Origin of the sequence: Methylomonas rapida (genome assembly GCF_024360925.2) — a bacterium.
Taxonomy (GTDB): domain Bacteria; phylum Pseudomonadota; class Gammaproteobacteria; order Methylococcales; family Methylomonadaceae; genus Methylomonas; species Methylomonas rapida.
Map to the genome: position 1 here is coordinate 3,430,401 of NZ_CP113517.1, position 17,352 is coordinate 3,447,752.

The 17,352-nt window shown below is 55.1% G+C and carries 13 protein-coding genes; 5 read left to right on the forward strand and 8 right to left on the reverse strand.

Annotation, left to right across the window (positions count from 1 at the left end):
* Positions 1-302 precede the first annotated feature (302 nt).
* From glgX to NM686_RS16175, 5 genes are all read right to left on the reverse strand, one after another.
* A complete protein-coding gene (glgX, locus tag NM686_RS16155; protein WP_255188877.1) occupies positions 303-2,369 on the reverse strand; it encodes a glycogen debranching protein GlgX in 2,067 nt (688 codons plus the stop codon).
* A gap of 114 nt (positions 2,370-2,483) precedes the next feature.
* A complete protein-coding gene (locus tag NM686_RS16160) occupies positions 2,484-2,927 on the reverse strand; it encodes a roadblock/LC7 domain-containing protein (protein WP_255188878.1) in 444 nt (147 codons plus the stop codon).
* Positions 2,928-2,947: 20 nt separating this feature from the next.
* On the reverse strand, positions 2,948-3,361 hold the full coding sequence (locus tag NM686_RS16165) for a roadblock/LC7 domain-containing protein (RefSeq protein ID WP_255188879.1): 414 nt from the start codon (positions 3,359-3,361) through the stop codon (positions 2,948-2,950).
* Between the two features lie 34 nt (positions 3,362-3,395).
* Entirely contained in the window at positions 3,396-3,944 is a 549-nt protein-coding gene (locus NM686_RS16170; protein ID WP_255188880.1) for a V4R domain-containing protein, read from the reverse strand.
* Between the two features lie 2 nt (positions 3,945-3,946).
* Positions 3,947-4,681: an OmpA family protein gene (locus NM686_RS16175; protein WP_255188881.1), complete on the reverse strand. Its 735-nt coding sequence runs from the start codon at positions 4,679-4,681 to the stop codon at positions 3,947-3,949.
* 214 nt (positions 4,682-4,895) lie between these two features.
* Here NM686_RS16175 and NM686_RS16180 point away from each other — a divergent pair, with 214 nt between their 5' ends.
* Entirely contained in the window at positions 4,896-6,203 is a 1,308-nt protein-coding gene (locus tag NM686_RS16180; RefSeq protein WP_255188882.1) for a TRZ/ATZ family hydrolase, read from the forward strand.
* Positions 6,204-6,281: 78 nt separating this feature from the next.
* On the opposite strand, the gene NM686_RS16185 is transcribed toward NM686_RS16180, so the two are convergent.
* Entirely contained in the window at positions 6,282-6,896 is a 615-nt protein-coding gene (locus tag NM686_RS16185) for a TetR/AcrR family transcriptional regulator (RefSeq protein ID WP_255188883.1), read from the reverse strand.
* 531 nt (positions 6,897-7,427) lie between these two features.
* Here NM686_RS16185 and NM686_RS16190 point away from each other — a divergent pair.
* The 3 genes from NM686_RS16190 to NM686_RS16200 are packed head-to-tail and all read left to right on the forward strand — an operon-like array spanning position 7,428 to position 13,288.
* Positions 7,428-8,639, forward strand: coding sequence for an efflux RND transporter periplasmic adaptor subunit (locus NM686_RS16190; RefSeq protein WP_255188884.1), 1,212 nt, complete (start codon positions 7,428-7,430; stop codon positions 8,637-8,639).
* 3 nt (positions 8,640-8,642) lie between these two features.
* A complete protein-coding gene (locus NM686_RS16195) occupies positions 8,643-11,840 on the forward strand; it encodes an efflux RND transporter permease subunit (RefSeq protein WP_255188885.1) in 3,198 nt (1,065 codons plus the stop codon).
* Entirely contained in the window at positions 11,837-13,288 is a 1,452-nt protein-coding gene (locus NM686_RS16200) for an efflux transporter outer membrane subunit (RefSeq protein WP_255188886.1), read from the forward strand. Before NM686_RS16195 ends, NM686_RS16200 begins: the two co-directional genes overlap by 4 nt.
* Positions 13,289-13,310: 22 nt before the next feature.
* Here NM686_RS16200 and lnt read toward each other — a convergent pair whose 3' ends face one another.
* Complete coding sequence (lnt, locus tag NM686_RS16205) at positions 13,311-14,819, reverse strand: apolipoprotein N-acyltransferase (RefSeq protein WP_255188887.1); 1,509 nt, start codon at positions 14,817-14,819, stop codon at positions 13,311-13,313.
* A 198-nt stretch (positions 14,820-15,017) separates the two neighbouring features.
* Between lnt and NM686_RS16210 the strand changes: the two genes are divergently transcribed.
* Positions 15,018-16,469, forward strand: coding sequence for a hypothetical protein (locus tag NM686_RS16210; protein WP_269021863.1), 1,452 nt, complete (start codon positions 15,018-15,020; stop codon positions 16,467-16,469).
* On the opposite strand, the gene NM686_RS16215 is transcribed toward NM686_RS16210, so the two are convergent.
* Positions 16,447-17,346: a 5'-nucleotidase gene (locus NM686_RS16215; RefSeq protein WP_255188889.1), complete on the reverse strand. Its 900-nt coding sequence runs from the start codon at positions 17,344-17,346 to the stop codon at positions 16,447-16,449. The genes NM686_RS16210 and NM686_RS16215 overlap by 23 nt on opposite strands.
* Positions 17,347-17,352 lie beyond the last annotated feature (6 nt).

The window sequence follows — 17,352 nt, forward strand, 5'->3', positions numbered from 1 at the left end:
CCGCGAGATGAAAACGCCGGCGCTGTTGATGAACCACCACGGAGCGCGATATTATCACAATCAATGAAAGTTTTCCGAGGAAGCAACGCCCTCATCGAGACGAAGGCGTTGCTTCCATAATATCATTCACCCTAGAACAAGCAGTTGATCCACGAAAGACACGAAAATCACGAAAGATTTCAAAGCATTATTCATATTTCATCCTACAGCCAACCGGTGATAGGCATGCTTCATTCAAGCAACTGATCTATTTCGTGTCTTTCGTGGACTGACTGCGGTTTTAAGGTTCACGGTAAAAGCCATTAGCCAATCCTGGCTATCAATAAAACGATGGACCTGGGCTGCGCCGGATACTTGTCGCTTTGTATCAGTACACCCTCCTCCACATCGACGCAATCGTCGGGAGATGGCAAAGCGGTATCAATCACGCGACGCCAATGCAAACGAGTCTTCTGGGATTCACGAGGCAATTCAAATTCTCGCGCTTCCCAGTAACTGTTGAAAATGAAATAAAGCGCGTAAGGTTGCTGCAATTTGCTGACCAGAATAGCCAAGCAATGGGAATCTTCTCCCCAATCCGGCTGGTTAAGCTGGATGCCGTGGTATTCGATGTGCAATTTCTGAAAGAGCAAATTCAGCGTGGCGGACGATTCGCCCCAGATGTACAGCAAGCCACGCATATGTATCAGTTGTTTTGCGAAACGATGCATGTCGGCATGCCGCTCCAGCAATGTCCAGTCGAACCAACTCAATTCGTTGTCCTGACAATACGCATTGTTATCACCCAATTGCGTGCGACAGGCTTCGTCGCCCATCATCAACATCGGCGTGCCGGTCGCCAGCATGGTTAGCGTCAAGAAATTCTTGATCTGGCGCTTTCTCAACGCCTGAATGGCTAGGTTCTCGGTAGGCCCTTCGATGCCACAATTCCAACTGATATTGTTGTCGCAACCGTCGCGATTGTTTTCGCCGTTGGCTTCGTTGTGCTTCTGGTTATAAGAGACCAAGTCATACAACGTAAATCCATCGTGGCAGGTGATGAAGTTGATACTGGTTTCCGGCTCCCGCCCCTGATCGGCAAAGATATCCGGGCTTGCGAACAAGCGATTGGGCAGCTTGGCCACGCTGCCCGCATCGGCGCGCAGGAAAGCACGGATATCGTCGCGGAAGCGGCCATTCCACTCCTTCCAGAAATCGCCGATGAAGCTGCCTACCTGATAAAGCCCGGCCGCATCCCACGCTTCGGCAATCAGCTTGCTGCCGGACAATACCGGATCGGTTTCGATGTCCCACAAAATCGGCGGATTGGGCAGAGGCCGGCCGTCCTCGTCGCGCGACAAAATCGACGCCAGATCGAAGCGAAAACCATCCACGTGCATTTCGGTAACCCAATACCGCAAACTGTCCAGTATCAGGCGCCGGACCACGGAATGATTGGCTTTCAGGGTATTGCCGGTACCGGAATAATTGGCGTACTCGCCGGTATGAGGATCGACGATGTAATAAACATCGTTAGCCAGCCCCTTGTAACACAACATCGGCCCGCGATGATCCCCTTCCGCGGTATGGTTGAACACCACGTCCAGAATGACTTCGATCCCGGCCCGGTGCAGGGCTTTTACCATGTCGCGAAACTCGGCGATGGCGCCAAGCGGCGAAGGATCGGAGCTGTAACCGCTATGCGGGGCAAAGAACGACACCGGCGAATAGCCCCAGTAATTGATTTTACCGGGCGGCGCGTCTTGCGGATCAAACTGAAAGATGGGCAGCAGTTCCACGGCCGTAACGCCCAATTCTTTCAGATAAGGAATCTTCTCGATCAAGCCGGCATAAGTCCCGCGCTTGTCCGGCGCGACGCCGGACGAAGGATGCCGGGTAAAGCCCCGCACATGCATTTCATAGATCACCGTGCCGCGAAAGGGTTTTCTCAGTGGCGTATCGCCTTCCCAGTTGTAGCCGCGATAATCCACCAGCACGCTTTTCATCGCCGCACCCATGTTCGCGCCAGCGCCTATGGCAGCCCTGCGATCATAAGCCTGGCCCACCGCGACACCGCGCGCATAAGGGTCCAGCAATAATTTATCAGCGTCAAAACGCAAACTCGGTTGCAGGTTATTCGGGCCATCCACACGATAGCCATAAAGCTGCCCTGCCTGAACATCCGGCACGAAAGCATGCCAGTAATGAAACGTGCGATTATGCAAAGGGTCCAATGGAATCACATGACTCGGCGTGTCGTCATCGACATGGTCAAACAGCAGGATTTCCACCCGCGTGGCATTTTTGGCATAGACACTGAAATTGGCGCCGCCGGGACGTAACGTCGACCCCAAAGGGTAGGAACTTCCGTTATTTTTTTTATTGTTCATGGCCGACAGATTCCTCAAAGACAAACGCGCCGCACAGGCTCGAGCGCGAACCCGCTCAACGGCTTCACTGAAACAAAATAACTAAATTTGCGCGGCATCCGATGGCGCCGGAACCTATTTACCCTGGCTGAGCGCCAGCGCCAAATTAAGCTGTTTGGAGCTAGAGATGCACAACACCAAGGGGCCCACAGTTAACAGCGCGACTTTATTGACGGCCCCAACGATCACGATTTGTTCTATATTGCCCAAATCCAACATAGCGCCACCCTGTTGCGCCGCGCGAATACAATCTTGCACCATCGCCCCGTAGCCATCGACATTGTCCGCCTTCGCCGAATGCGCCAGAATCAAACCGTCATGGTAAGCTGAACACGCAGAGATGCCTTTGATTTTACTGACTTTATCAACCAATCCCTGTACCGCGTCAATAAATTGGTTGCGCTTTATCCGCGTTTCTTCGCTAACATCGACGATATTGCCCTGCGATTTTTGTTGCGACAAAACATAGGCTTCGGCCAGCCGGTCCAATTCTCTCAGTTGCGATTCGAACCAATGCATGGAGTGATCTAAACGGCTTTTCAATTGGAGAGATAACTAGCAAACAATTTTTTCAATACCGGAACGGTTTCTTTCAATTCAAACCGCACCCGCCCCAACAAGGCGTCACGCTGAGTCACCAACGCCAGCATGAAACCGGCTTCGATAGGTGTGGATAAGATATAGCCTTCCGCATTTTCACAAATGACCAGATTGGTCAGATGGTGGCCGACATGCTGAGCGGCCTTGGCGGCTGCGCCAAATACCACTTGCACAGACGCACCAATTGCATCGGTATTGATGTCGGAATCGCGGTGGATATGCGTGACAAAGCCATCGCCATCGACAATGGCAGCCGCAGTCACGCCCTGAATGCTCATCAAATTACGCAAGATCGAATCGATTTCGCTGGTTTGTGACTTACGCACGTCAAGATGATGGATATTGCTGCTCATACTGCACTCCTGAAATCATGAAAAAAAGTTCCGCTCAAAGCAGATCGACGCGAATCAAACAGGTTTTATCGCCCAAGGCATTGCATTTGGTTTCGGTGGCTTTGACGTTCCGTTTGAAGAAGGTTTTGACGATGCCGCCCACCATGCCGGCCTCGAAGTGGCAAATCGGCGCCGCAACATGGTGAATACCGGCGCAAGACACGCATTCATCGACGCGCAATTCCAGCAAACCTTCACTGAGATCGACTTTTTCGGGCACGACCAGGCCAATGCTGAGTTGCCGGCACAACAGCTTGATTTTACCGACATAGGTTTCCAGATCTTTATCGATATTCGCCACGGCAATTTGCCCCATGGCCAAGCCCAAACTCTGGCCGGAATGGTAAATCAGAGACGGCGCGCCCTGCCCCAGAATTTCTTCGACATTGGAGCCCAAAGCCACCATGCGCAGTGCCTGAAACAGGCGTATGGGAATCATCGGTCCCAAATCCTTGCGGTTTTCGATATCGAATTCGCCGGAAATGATGCCATCGAAAATTTGCTGCTGCGCGATCTGATAATCTGTTTTGTTGTTTGATGACATGTTTAATCCTGCCGGGTCGATGATTGATCGAGACAAGCCAGCTCCGTCCGTCGATTTAATGCCTGTCCCATTTGTGTATCGTTCGGCGCCACTGGCCTGTACATGCCTTCGGATACGGTAACGATACGATGTCTTGGGATACCTTTGGCCACCAGCCAATTTTCCACTGCCTTGGCCCTGGCCAAGCCGAGTTTTCGATTGCGTTGATCGGAGCCTAGGCTGCAGGTATGCCCGGTAAGCTGAATCTTATCTGAACAACTTTGCGCCGCATCGATTAGTGCTTGGGCTTGTTCTGGATTCAATGTTCCCAGCTTACTGGAAGCCAATTTGAAATTCACGCTGAATATCGGCTTCGCGGCCGGCTCGATTACTGGCCTTGTTTCTTGTTCATGTGCCACAGGGACTTCCCCTGCTGCCTGTGTGTCCACGGCCTGGCTCGAGCCTGTGGCGTTTTCCGGACTAGGCAAGGATGCGGGGATATTTTCCGCTGCAGGCGCATCGGTATTTTTCGCTGCCTCGGCCTGGTCCGTATGGGCCAGACCCGCTTGTGGCGGTTGCGCGGCGGTAATCTCCGCAGGCAGCTGCTGGTTGAGTGTTTGGAACAAAAGCAAGCCCAGCAAAAGAGCACAGATCACCAGCAAAAACCAGGGTGATTGATACCATTGGGTTCTACTGCCGTCTGTGGACAGCAACACCCCGTCCAAGCCGTCATAATCAAGGGAACGGCGATTCTTCATCCTATTTCCTCTGCCACTATTGGAGAATATGGAAATTGCAGACTGCGTTACCCGAGAAAATCGTGATATGCATCACACAAAAGTATAATAGAAATTTGAATTCCAAAAACACATAAGTTGCGAGGAACGTTTGCGCTTCCTTCGCGCATTGAATCCAGAACTCGATTAAAAGCCGATTGCAGTAAAATCGGCTTTTTTAAACTTGGAAAACAACATGCAAGTCGATCTTCTGCTTCAAGCGCGCTGGCTGATCCCGGTGGAACCGGAGTCAGTCACTCATGAAAATTACAGCCTGGTCATCGACGACGGCAAGATCATCGATGTGCTGGACAACGCCGAGGCGCTACAAAAATACCAGCCTCGTGCAGTGGAAAAACTGGACCGGCATGTCTTGATTCCCGGCTTGATCAATTGCCATACGCACGCGGCGATGTCGTTGCTGTCCGGCATCGCCGACGACTTACCGCTGATGGATTGGCTGCAAAATCACATCTGGCCGGCGGAACAAAAATGGGTCAGCGAGGCGTTCGTGCGCGACGGCACCGATCTGGCCATAGCCGAAATGCTGCGCGGTGGCACCACCTGTTTCAATGACATGTATTTCTTTCCGGACGTCGTCGCCCAGCAAGCCATCGCGCATGGCATTCGCGCGAACGTCGGCCTGATCGTATTCGACTTTCCCACCGTATGGGCGGAAAACGCCGATGTCTATTTGAGCAAGGGGCTGGCTTTACATGAAACCTTGCGGCACGAGCGCCTGATCAGCACATCGTTTGCCCCGCACGCGCCGTACACGGTATCGGACGAACCGCTGCGCAAAATGCGCACCTTTGCCGACGAACTGGATGCCACGATACACATGCATCTGCACGAAACCCGGCATGAAGTACTGGAACAGCAGCAAAAAACCGGGCAAACGCCCTTGCGGCGCATCAGCGACTTGGGCCTTTTGACGCCTTCGTTCATGGGCGTGCATATGACGCAATTATCCAGCGAAGAGATCGAATTTTATGCCCAAACCGGCGCCCACATCGTGCATTGTCCAGAATCCAATCTAAAACTGGCCAGCGGTTTCTGCCCGGTGGCCGCCTGCCTGAATGCCGGCATCAATGTGGCCTTGGGCACCGACGGCGCCGCCAGCAACAATGACCAGGACATGCTGGCGGAAATGCGCACCGCGGCGCTGTTGGCGAAAGGTGTTTCCGGCAACGCCAGCGCGGTATCGGCGATGCAGGCCTTGAAAATGGCGACGATCAACGGCGCCAAGGCATTGGGCCTCGATGACGAGATTGGCTCCTTGAGCATAGGCAAGGCGGCCGATATCGTAGCCATCGATTTGAGTGACGTGGAAACGCAACCCGTGTTCAATCCTTTGGCGCAAGTCGTCTATGCCGCCAGCCGGCATCAAGTCTCCGATGTCTGGATCGCGGGCAAGCGAGTATTGAACAAACGACAGCTGACGACATTGGATTTGCATGAACTCAGACATCGCACCGAGGCTTGGCAACGGCGTCTCGCATAACCCGCACCGCACACCGTGGCCATGTTCTGCGTAAATCAATACTCGGTACTGGCGAAATTTGGAGCGCGAAAAACCCGATCAGCGCGGCAAACAGCCGCGTAAGAACAGACGCGTGACCTGGGCCACCCAAGCCGCTATTTCGGCTTCGTCGGGCGGCGATTCCAAGCCCAATTGCAATCGTTGCATGCGCTCGCCGCGCAAGGCATTGACGAATTGATCCGCCAGAAAGTGCGGATCGATGGCGGCGATCCGGCCGGCCTGTTGCTGGCGGCTGAAATAATCGGCCAGACGCCCTAGCGTGCGGCGAGGGCCGTGTTCGTAAAATTGGGTCGCCAGATCGGGAAAACGCGCCGATTCGCCGATCAGAATCGCCCGCATCCTGATGACGTCCGGCCGGGTAAGGCGAAACAAGAAGTGGCGGCCGAAAATTTCCAAGGCTTCAGTCAACTCGCAATCGTCTTTGAGGCCATCGATGAATTGATCGCTGCATCGGCGGATCAAGGCGCCGAACACGCCGGATTTGCCGCCGAACTGGTTATAAATCGTGCGTAGCGACACCCTGGCATCGCGCGCCAGAGCCTCCATGCTAAGGTCGCCGTAGCCATGCTCCAGGAAAAGTCTAAGCGCAGCATCGAGCAACCTGTCGCGGCTGAGTTGTTCATTGCCTTTGGGCGGGCGTCCGCATTTGATCATGATGAAATTAATCCAAAAAGCATTCGGTCCAGAAACATACAAAAACCATCTGTTTGCAATTCGACCGCAGTCGAACCCACGCGTAACACAACCTCGTTGAGGCGTGTGGGAAGCGTTCGTTAGCCTGTCGGACCATGAGCGGTTTCCACACGTCAACCCATTGGGTAAGCCTATCACCCCACCCTTCGACTAGCTCAGGGCGAACGGGGTTTTGATAGGCTCGACTACGTTTTTTAGGATGATCGACTTTCCTTGAACCTAGAAAAATCATTTTGCCCACGAAACACACGAAAATCACGAAAAGTTTCAAACCGTTATCACACCTGAGAGCAGCATCGAACAGGTGATTCGATAAGCTTCATAATGCAATGATTTCTTTCGTGTATTTCGAGGACTTACTGCCGTTTTTAGGTTGAACGTACCGAACTTCAGGCGCAAGGAAAATGCATTGACGCGGCCAAGGATGATACCCTAAACTAAACGGTAAGGTAAATTACCATTTTATTTTCATCAAGCGTGGAGAGGCGTGCAATGGAACAATCAAACCAAGTCGAGGCAATCAGGAACGCTCGTTTTTCGGCAGCCGTTTTCTCGCGTCATATCGCACAATCATTATTGATTTCAACCTGCGCGCTGGCATTGCTGGCGGGCTGCGAAAAAAACCAACCAGCCGGGCAAGCCAAGATGGAACCACCCGTCAAGATCGCTCTGCCCTTGATTCAGGAAACTACCGAATGGGACGAATACACGGGCCGTATCGAAGCCATCGACGCCGTCGAAGTCCGGGCCCGCGTCAGCGGCTATCTGGAAAAAGTCAATTTCACCGCCGGCGCCAAAGTCAGGAAGGATGATTTGCTGTTCGTGATCGACCCCAAACCGTTCAAGGCGCAACTGAACTATGCCACCGCCGAACTGGAACGCGCCAAGACCAAGCAGGAACTGGCCAAAAACGACTTGGAGCGCGCCGAAAACTTGTTTGCAGCCAAGGCCATCTCCGCCGAAGAATACGACGCCCGCCAGAAAGGCCTGCGCGAAACTGCCGCCGCGGTGACGTCCGCCGAAGCCAATGTCTACACGGCCAAGCTGAACCTGGATTATACCGAAATCCGCGCCCCCATCAGCGGTCGCATCGGCCGGGAAATGGTCACGGTCGGCAATCTAGTCAACGCCGGCGGCGACGGCACCTTGCTGACCAACATCGTTTCGACCGACCCGGTTTACGTCTATGTCGATGCCGACGAACAATCGGTCTTGAAATACCGCCGCCGCGCTCAGCAACAAGGCGAGGCTAACGCCGGCTTGAAAGGCACGCAAGTACAGTTGGCGGTTGCCGACGAAAGCGATTTTCCGCATCAAGGCCGACTGGATTACGTCGCGCCACAGGCCAACGCGGCGACCGGCACCGTGACCTTGCGCGGCGTATTCGCCAATCCCGACGAATTGCTGAGTCCGGGCTTTTTCGCCCGGATGCGGGTGCGCGGCAGCGATCCTTACCAAGCCACCTTGTTGCCGGACAGAGCGATAGGCACCGACCAATCCCAGCGTTTCGTCTGGTTGGTCAAGCCGGATAATCAACTGGAATACCGCCAAGTCACCCCCGGTGCTCGCATCGGCCAGATGCGCGTGATCAAGGACGGTCTCACGCCCGATGACTGGGTGGTCGTCGAGGGCGCGCAGAAACTCAGGCCGGGCATGAGCGTCAAGCCGGAACGCATCACGCTGGATGGCCAGGGAGCTCAATAGACCATGGACAAATTCAGCCATTTTTTCATCGACCGGCCAATTTTCGCGTCGGTACTGTCCATCGTCATCGTATTGGTCGGCGCGCTGGCGCTGATCGGTCTACCGATCGCGCAGTATCCGGAAATCGCCCCACCGACCGTGGTCGTCAGCACCACCTACCCCGGTGCCAACGCCAAGGTCGTCGCCGACACGGTGGCAACCCCGATTGAACAGGAAGTCAACGGGGTCGAAGACATGCTGTACATGTCGTCGCAATCCACCAACAGCGGCACGATGTCGCTGACCATCACCTTCAAACCCGGCACCAACCTGGACAAGGCCCAGGTCTTGGTGCAAAACCGGGTAGCGCTGGCCGAACCCAAACTGCCGGAAGAAGTGCGCCGGCAGGGTCTCAGCGTCAAGAAGCGCAGCCCTGATTTGAGCTTGGTCGTCAACCTGATCTCCCCCGACAAACGCTACGACAGCGTTTATTTGAGCAACTACGCCTTGCTGCAACTGAAAGACACCCTGGCCAGATTGCCGGGTGTCGGCGAGATATTGGTATTCGGCGCCCGCGATTACAGCATGCGGCTGTGGCTGAATCCGGAAAAAATCGCCGCCCGCGACCTGACCGCCAGCGAAGTCGTGGCGGCCGTGCGTGAACAAAACGTGCAGGTCGCCGCTGGCGTGGTCGGCCAGCAACCCTCCGAGGAAAAAGCCGAATATCAATACACCGTCAGCACGCTGGGCCGCTTGCAGACCCCGGAACAATTCGGCGACATCGTCATCAAGCAAGGCGCGGATGGCGAAATCACCCGCTTGAAGGACGTGGCGCGCATCGAATTGGGCGCTAAGGACTACAACTCCGGTCTGTACCTGGACGGCGAGGAATCGGTTGGCTTGGCGATTTTCCAATTGCCGGGCTCCAATGCGATCGACACCAAAAAAGCCGTGGTCGAGGCGATGGAGAAAATGAAGCCGCGCTTCCCGCAAGGCCTGGATTATTTATTGGTTTACGACACCGTGGTGTTCGTGCAGCAATCCATCGACGCGGTGGTCAAAACCCTGTTCGAAGCCTTGGCATTGGTGGTGCTGGTCGTCATCATCTTTCTGCAAAACTGGCGCGCCTCCATCATTCCGCTGCTGGCGGTACCGGTGTCGTTGATCGGCACTTTCGCGGTAATGGCGGCGATGGGCCTGTCGTTGAACACCCTGTCGCTGTTCGGCCTGGTGTTGGCGATCGGCATCGTGGTCGACGACGCCATTGTCGTGGTCGAGAACGTCGAGCGCCATATCGGCGAGGGCATGAACGCCCGCGAGGCCACCCGCATCGCGATGAGCGAGGTGGTGGGGCCTATCATCGCCACCACGCTGGTATTGATCGCCGTTTTCGTGCCGACCGCCTTCATCACCGGCGTATCGGGCGCGTTCTACAAGCAGTTCGCATTGACCATCGCGGTGTCGACGGTGATCTCGACCTTCAATTCATTGACCTTGAGCCCGGCTTTGTGCGCGCTGCTGCTGGACAGGGCGCACGGCAACAAGGACGCGTTCTCGCGTTTGCTGGACAGATTGTTTGGCTGGTTTTTCGTACCGTTCAACAGCTTCTTCGAACGCTTTAGTTCAGGCTACGGTCGCCTGGTCGGGCGCACGATACGCATGAGCACACTGGTGCTGGTGCTCTATGTCGCCCTGAACGGCTTGAACTTTCTGGCATTCGAAAAAGTGCCCACCGGCTTCATTCCGCAACAGGATCAGGGCTATTTGATCTTGTACGCGCAGTTGCCGGATGCGGCTTCCTTGTCGCGCACGCAGGATGTCATGAGAAAAGCCGCGCCGATTATTCTGGAAACCGAAGGCGTCGCCCACGTCAATGCTTACGTCGGCTGGTCGGTATTGACCGGCGCCAGCCAATCCAACGTGGCGACGATGTTCGCCCGGCTCAAGGGATTTGAAGATCGCGCCGGCCATCCTGAATTGTATGCCGATGAAATCGTCAAAAAACTGACGCAACGTTTGTCCGGCATCGAAGACGCCCATATCGCGGTGTTTGCGCCGCCGCCGGTGCGCGGCATGAGCGCGGTCGGCGGCTTCAAGGTGCAAATCCAGGATAGGAGCAATGCAGGCATCGCCGAGCTGGAAAAAGTCACCAATGACATGATCGCCCAAGGCAATCAACAACCCGGCATGGCCCGCTTGTTCACGACCTTTCGCGCCAACGTGCCGCAGTTGTTCGTCGACGTCGACCGTACCCGCGCCAAAGCCATGGACATTCCGCTGCGCGACCTGTTCGAAACCCTGCAGATTTATCTCGGGTCTTTGTACGTCAACGACTTGAATGCGTTCGGCCGCACCTATCAGGTGGTAGCGCAGGCCGACGCCGAGTTTAGAATGAAACCCAACGACATCACCGAACTAAAGACCAAAAACAACCAAGGCGGCATGGTGCCGCTGGGCGCGGTCGCCAAGGTCGAGGAAATCGTCGGACCGGACAAGATCACGCGCTACAACATGTACACGGCCGCCGAGATCAACGGCAACACACTGCCCGGTGTCAGTTCCGGCCAGGCCATCGACGTGATGGGCAACATGCTGCGCGCCCAGTTGCCGCCCGGCTTCGACTTCGAATGGACCGAGTTGAGCCTGCAACAAGTTTTGGCCGGCAACGTGGCTTTGTTGGTGTTTCCATTGAGCGTGGTATTCGTGTTTTTGGCGCTGGCCGCGCAATACGAGAGCTGGTCGCTGCCGTTCGCGGTCATTCTGATCGTGCCGACCTGTATCCTGTCGTCGATGGCCGGCGTTTGGCTCAGCAACATGGATAACAACATCTTCACGCAGATCGGTTTCATCGTGTTGGTGGGGCTTGCCAGTAAAAACGCAATTTTGATCGTCGAGTTCGCCAAACATAGACAGGAAGCAGGCCTCGACGCCTTCAAGGCCGTGGTGGAAGCCGCGCGTATCCGTTTGCGGCCGATTCTGATGACTTCGTTCGCGTTCATCATGGGGGTGTTGCCCTTGGTCATGGCGCAAGGCGCCGGCGCAGAATCGCGGCGTCTGTTGGGTACCGCGGTATTCAGCGGCATGATAGGCGTAACGCTGTTCGGTTTGTTGTTGACGCCGGTGTTTTACGTCGTCGCCCAGGGTTTGTCTGCACGCTGGGCGGCTAGCCGTGCGCAGCAACCGGCTCCATCTCACCCTTCATCGTCCGAGGATAATTCATGATGCTTCATTCCAAGTCCTGGTCGACGCTCACCGGCTTGCTCGCGTTGTCAGCCGCCGTACTGAACGGTTGCGCGGTCGGGCCTGACTACGAAATTCCGGCGGCGAATACGCCCAGTCAATTTTCTAAGGCCACACCCACGACATTTTCCGACCGAACCCTGGAAGTCGAGTGGTGGAAAAGCTTCAACGACCCGCAACTGACCGCCCTGGTCGAACAAGCCATGGCCCATAATTACGACATTCAGCTGGCCGAGGCCAATCTGCGCGAGGCTCGGGCGCTGTATCTGGAATCGGGCTTGAATCTGGCGCCGGCGATTACCGCGCGCGGCAGTTATACCGAATCCAAACGCAGCGTCGGTTCGATGAACAACCGCGCCTTCGTGCCGCGCGAACTGAAGCTCTACAGCACCGGCTTCGATGCCTTTTGGGAAGTGGATATTTGGGGGCGTGTTCGCCGCAGCGTCGAGGCCAGCAGCGACGAGGTCGATGCGCAGGAGGCCAGCTTGCGCGATGTCAGCGTCAGCCTGATCGCCGAAGTCGCCAGAAATTACTTTCAGTTACGCGGTTTGCAACGCCAATTGCAGGTGGCCGAACAAAATACCGAAACTCAGGCCCAAACCCTGGAAATCACTCGGGTCCGCGCCGACAACGGCCGCGGCACGCAATTGGACGTCGCGCGCGCCCAAGCCCAGCTCGACGGCACCCGCGCCAGCATCCCCAGCTTGACTGCGGCGATCCAGCGCGCCATTCATCGCTTGAGTGTGCTCTGCGGCCAAATGCCAAGCGCGTTGACCGAACGACTGTCCCCTGCGGCGCCGCTGCCGACGGCGCCCGACGTCGTCGCGATCGGCAGCCCCGCGGATCTATTGCGCCGCCGCCCCGACATCCGCATCGCCGAACGTGAACTGGCCGCCGCCACCGCCCGCATTGGCGTGGCTACCGCCGACCTGTTCCCGCGCGTGACCTTCGTCGGCAACATCTCGCTGGAAGCCATGACATTGTCCGGCTTGGGCGCGGCGGGCTCCGAAGCCTATTCGGTCGGCCCCAGAATCACTTGGCCGGCCTTGGATCTGGGTAAGATTTACGCCCGCATCAAGGCCGCCGATGCGCGCGCGGAAGCCAGCCTGGCCAACTATGAACAAACGGTGTTAAACGCGCTGGAAGAAACCGAAAACGCCTTGATCGGCTACAGCGAGGAGCGCAACCGGCGCAATTTATTGGCCTCGGCCGCGCAAGCCAGCGAAGAGGCGCACCACCTGGCGCAACTGCGTTATAAGGAAGGCATATCCGATTTCCTGACCTTGCTGGACAGCGAAGCTCGCTTACGCCAGGATCAAGCCCTGCTGGCACAAAGCGAAACCGCCACCGCAACCGCCTTGACCGCCGTCTACAAGGCCTTGGGGGGCGGCTGGGAAAACGAGACACCCGCCGCTGAAGAGGATGACTGACAGGCTTTTACCGCAGGCCCCGTCAAGCGGATTGCTGTTGGCGTCTCGGCAAGCACGCCCAGGCCTGCGATAACGCCACTAACCCGATCAAGACCATGAATACCCCTTGATCTCCCAGGCGAACATAGGGTGTCGATCCCGCCATGGGAACGATGGTATCGGTCAAGGTCATGCTGGTGAACAAAGGCGCCTGCTTACCGAGCCGTCCATCCGGCTGGACGAAGCCGCTCAAACCGGTATTGGTAGCGCGAACCAGGTAGCGGCCGGTTTCCAGCGCACGCATTTGAGCCATTTGCATATGCTGATGGGGCTCGGCGGTATCACCAAACCAACCGTCATTGGTCACATTGACCAGATAGGCGGCTTGCGCGGCCTGCCGCCTTACCAGTTCGCCAAAGGCATCCTCATAACAAATCGTCGTCACAAAGGAGTAACCGCCCGCCTGTAACAACGGTTGCTCGTCACTACCGGCCGTGAAATTTCCCAATGGGATTTGTAATTGATCCAGAACCCAGCCGGATAAGGGTTGTAGCGGCAGATATTCGCCGAACGGCAACAAGTGAATCTTGTGGTACAGCGCTTCGTGTTCGCCCAGCGTAATTACGCTATTGTAATAATCCTTGCCAGCTCCGTTGACCGGCAGGCTGATGACCAAATCCACGCCGTGTTCGCGTGCCTGCCGCGCCAACGGGTCGAGAAACCAGTCCTTAACCTCCGTCATGAATGCCGGCACCGAGGTTTCCGGCCAAATGACGACATCGCTATCCCAATGCTGTTCGGTAAACTGCCGGTAAAGCGTCAAAGTCCTCAGCCTTTGATTCGGCTGCCATTTTTGATTCTGGTCGATATTGCCCTGCACCAACGTCACGGTGATCGGTTCGCCGATGGCATGCGTCCATACCCCCCCTTTCAAGCCGAAGCCACCGCCCCAGATCAAAATCAGCACCACTGAACCCAGGCGCGAAAGCGAACGCTTGCACCAGATTTCAGCCAGAATGGCCGCGGAAAGCGCCAAGAGGAATCCACTTCCGTAAACTCCGCCAATTGGCGCAAATCCGGCTAATGGCGTCTCAATCTGACTATAGGCGACCTGCAGCCAAGGAAAGCCGTTGAAAATCCAGTTACCGCGCACATATTCCATCGCTACCCAGATCCAGGCAAACGCAATCACTCTGATGCCTGCACCGATTTTGGAAAACACTTTTACCGATAGCGCGGCGGTCAGTGCCGGGAACCCTGCCCATAAGCCGGTCAACAATACGGTCAAAAAGCCGGCGCTCAACGGGTTTGCGCCACCAAAATCATGCATGCTGACATATACCCACCATATCCCTGAGCCAAACAATCCCAAACCGAATAGATAACCCGTTACGGCCGCCCGAACGGCGGATAGTTCATTGCAAAAGCGATAAAAAAACGCCAGCGCGATCAAGGCCAGATAGGCAAAGTCATAGGGGGCGAAGGCCAGCGTCAGCATGACGCCAAACAGCGGCGCCAAGATTTCCCATTTCCATTCCAGGAATCGATTCATTGTGTTGGTGCTAAACGTGAATACCAGCGCATTATTATGCCGTGGTTGCCGGGGTGGAACATGGTGATTTTCAAAATCCGCTCAAATTCGTCTAGACTTGGCCCGATACTTGACCAAATTTTATAAAGCTCCATGCCAAATTCCAGAAAACTACCATGCGAATTGACTGTCGAGGCACTAGCCGCCTGGATTGATTCCTTGCGTGCGATGCCCCAGGCTCAAGCGGCGCACCAGTTGAATCAACTGTTGAAAAAAATCAAGGATGACATGTGCGAACCCAGCGCCTTGCTTCCAGTGCTGCTCGGCCTGACGCCAATAAGCCTGCGCTATGCCAACGGCCTCGCCACGGCCGCTACAGCCCCTTCCGAACATAAAAATTTCGCCGCGTCGCGCAAGGTAGCCAAATTATGCATGCAGTTGCTTCGGCAATTGGCCCTGCTTTTTTGTCAACTGGCGGAACAGGAAAATCTGGCAAATGCAGAGCGACAAACCGCCATTTATTATGCCTTGCAATGCGTAGGTCACTGCCTGCGGGTTTATTGTCTGTTTTATGAAACGCCTTCCGCCACCTTGTGGAAAAAATCCGCCGCTCTGTATGAACTGGCCAGTTCCAAACAGTACTTGCGTACCCATCAATCCACAAAATTGACCGAGTTCAGACAACAGAATGACATAGAAACCGTGCTGAAGCGCAATTTGCTGTTCAGTATTTTGCGGCCCGCGCTGCATGCGCCCAGCGAAATCAACCAATTCTTTGAACTCGCCAATCATTATGCCGATCAGCTGCAAATCAGCACCGCACCCGACGGCAATGACTTCGGTTTTTATTGGGATTTAAATGATGAGCAGCCGCCCTGCAAGGTCCGAAAAGCCAGAAGACCGCTGCCACACGGTTTTCTGGCCATCGATGCGCAAACAATTGGCCTGGCGCTACAGCAGGATGTGCATGTCGCTCATTTGGAGCGACTGCTGCAAACCAAAATTGCCTTATTGTTAAGCAATTACCAAGCGGTGTTCGATTCCATCATTCCCGGCCATCCTTCACATTCGGAATTTTTGCTCGGTTTCAAGGACGTATCCGCATTTTTGCTGGAACTGAATAAATTACAAAAAATCAGGCAATTGAGCGGTCAAGCAAAAGCTTCAGGCAATCCGCGACGCAATTTGGCACTGGTTCCATTGGAGCACGAGAAAAACGCCTTTGAATGGATGAACCAGGCCATAGCCAAAACCAACGCCATCAGCAAGGTAGGTAACGTTTTAAAAATAACGCACACCGAATATACCATCGCCGAGGGCGGTGTCTTCGATTGTTTCACCGGTGATTTGGCGATGTTTTATAGAGACCAACAACCGGCCACGCTGGCGATCATTCGGGAGCAATCCTCCTTGAGTATTTCCAACGTCACCCATATTTTGATGGAAAAGATACCCGGTCCTTATAGCATCTATACGATTCAATCCGGCTCGAACAATCAGCAGGCCATCGTCGTCGATGAAGAAGGAAAAGACCCGCAAGTATTCTTACCGCCTGGGAAATACGCCGTGGACGGCAAAATTCCATTGACGATTGAAGAATCGCTGCACTTGACCGCATGCCTGGAGAGCACTAGTTTCTTCGCCCGTTTCAGGTTTTACTTTGATTCGTAATCCCGTGCGGGACATGGGCCGATGTAATTTGATGCATCTGGGCCGACTCGCAGTGCCCCGTTTGGTCATCGAAGAAAATGTCGGCACCGAATGCCTTCAGGAAAGCGCCTTTCGGCATCCCGCCCAGAAATAACGCTTCGTCGATCCGAATATCCCACGCTCTGAGCGTGCGCACGACACGCTCATGGGCAGGCGCCGCCCGCGCGGTGACCAAGGCGGTACGAATCGGGGAAACATCCGGCTCGAAACGACTCTGTATTCGATGCAGGGCACTCAAAAAACCTTTCAAGGGGCCACCCGCCAAAGGTTTATGCGCGTCGTCGCGTTCGTTTGCCGCAAACGCCGCCAGCCCCTGCCGCTGGTAGATGAGCTCCGATTCATCGGAAAACAATACCGCGTCGCCGTCAAAAGCGATGCGTAATTGATCCGAAGCATTGCTAACCGGGCCGGACACTATCGTCGCGGCGGCAAAACCTGCCGCCAGGGCTTTTTTGACATCTTCGCCATTGGCCGACAAAAACAAATGCGCGCCAAAGGCCGGAATATAGCCATAGGGCGATACCCCGCTGGTGAAAGCTGCCCGCGTGATAGCCAAACCGTGATGATGGATGGAGTTGAAAATTCTCAGGCCGGTATCGGCGCTGTTTTGCGACAACAAGATGATCTCCACCAAAGGCTCCCCCGGAAAAACCTTGTTGATGTCCAGAAATTTTTTCACCAACTGAAAACCAAAACCGGGCTCCAGCACTTCGTTCTCGTGCTCGATTTGATACCGGCAAAAAGCTTCCTTGCCTTGCGTCTCGAAAATCGCATGCGATTCATCCAGGTTGAATAAAGCCCTGGACGAGATGGCCACCACCAATTTTTGCTTGCTCATGCTGTT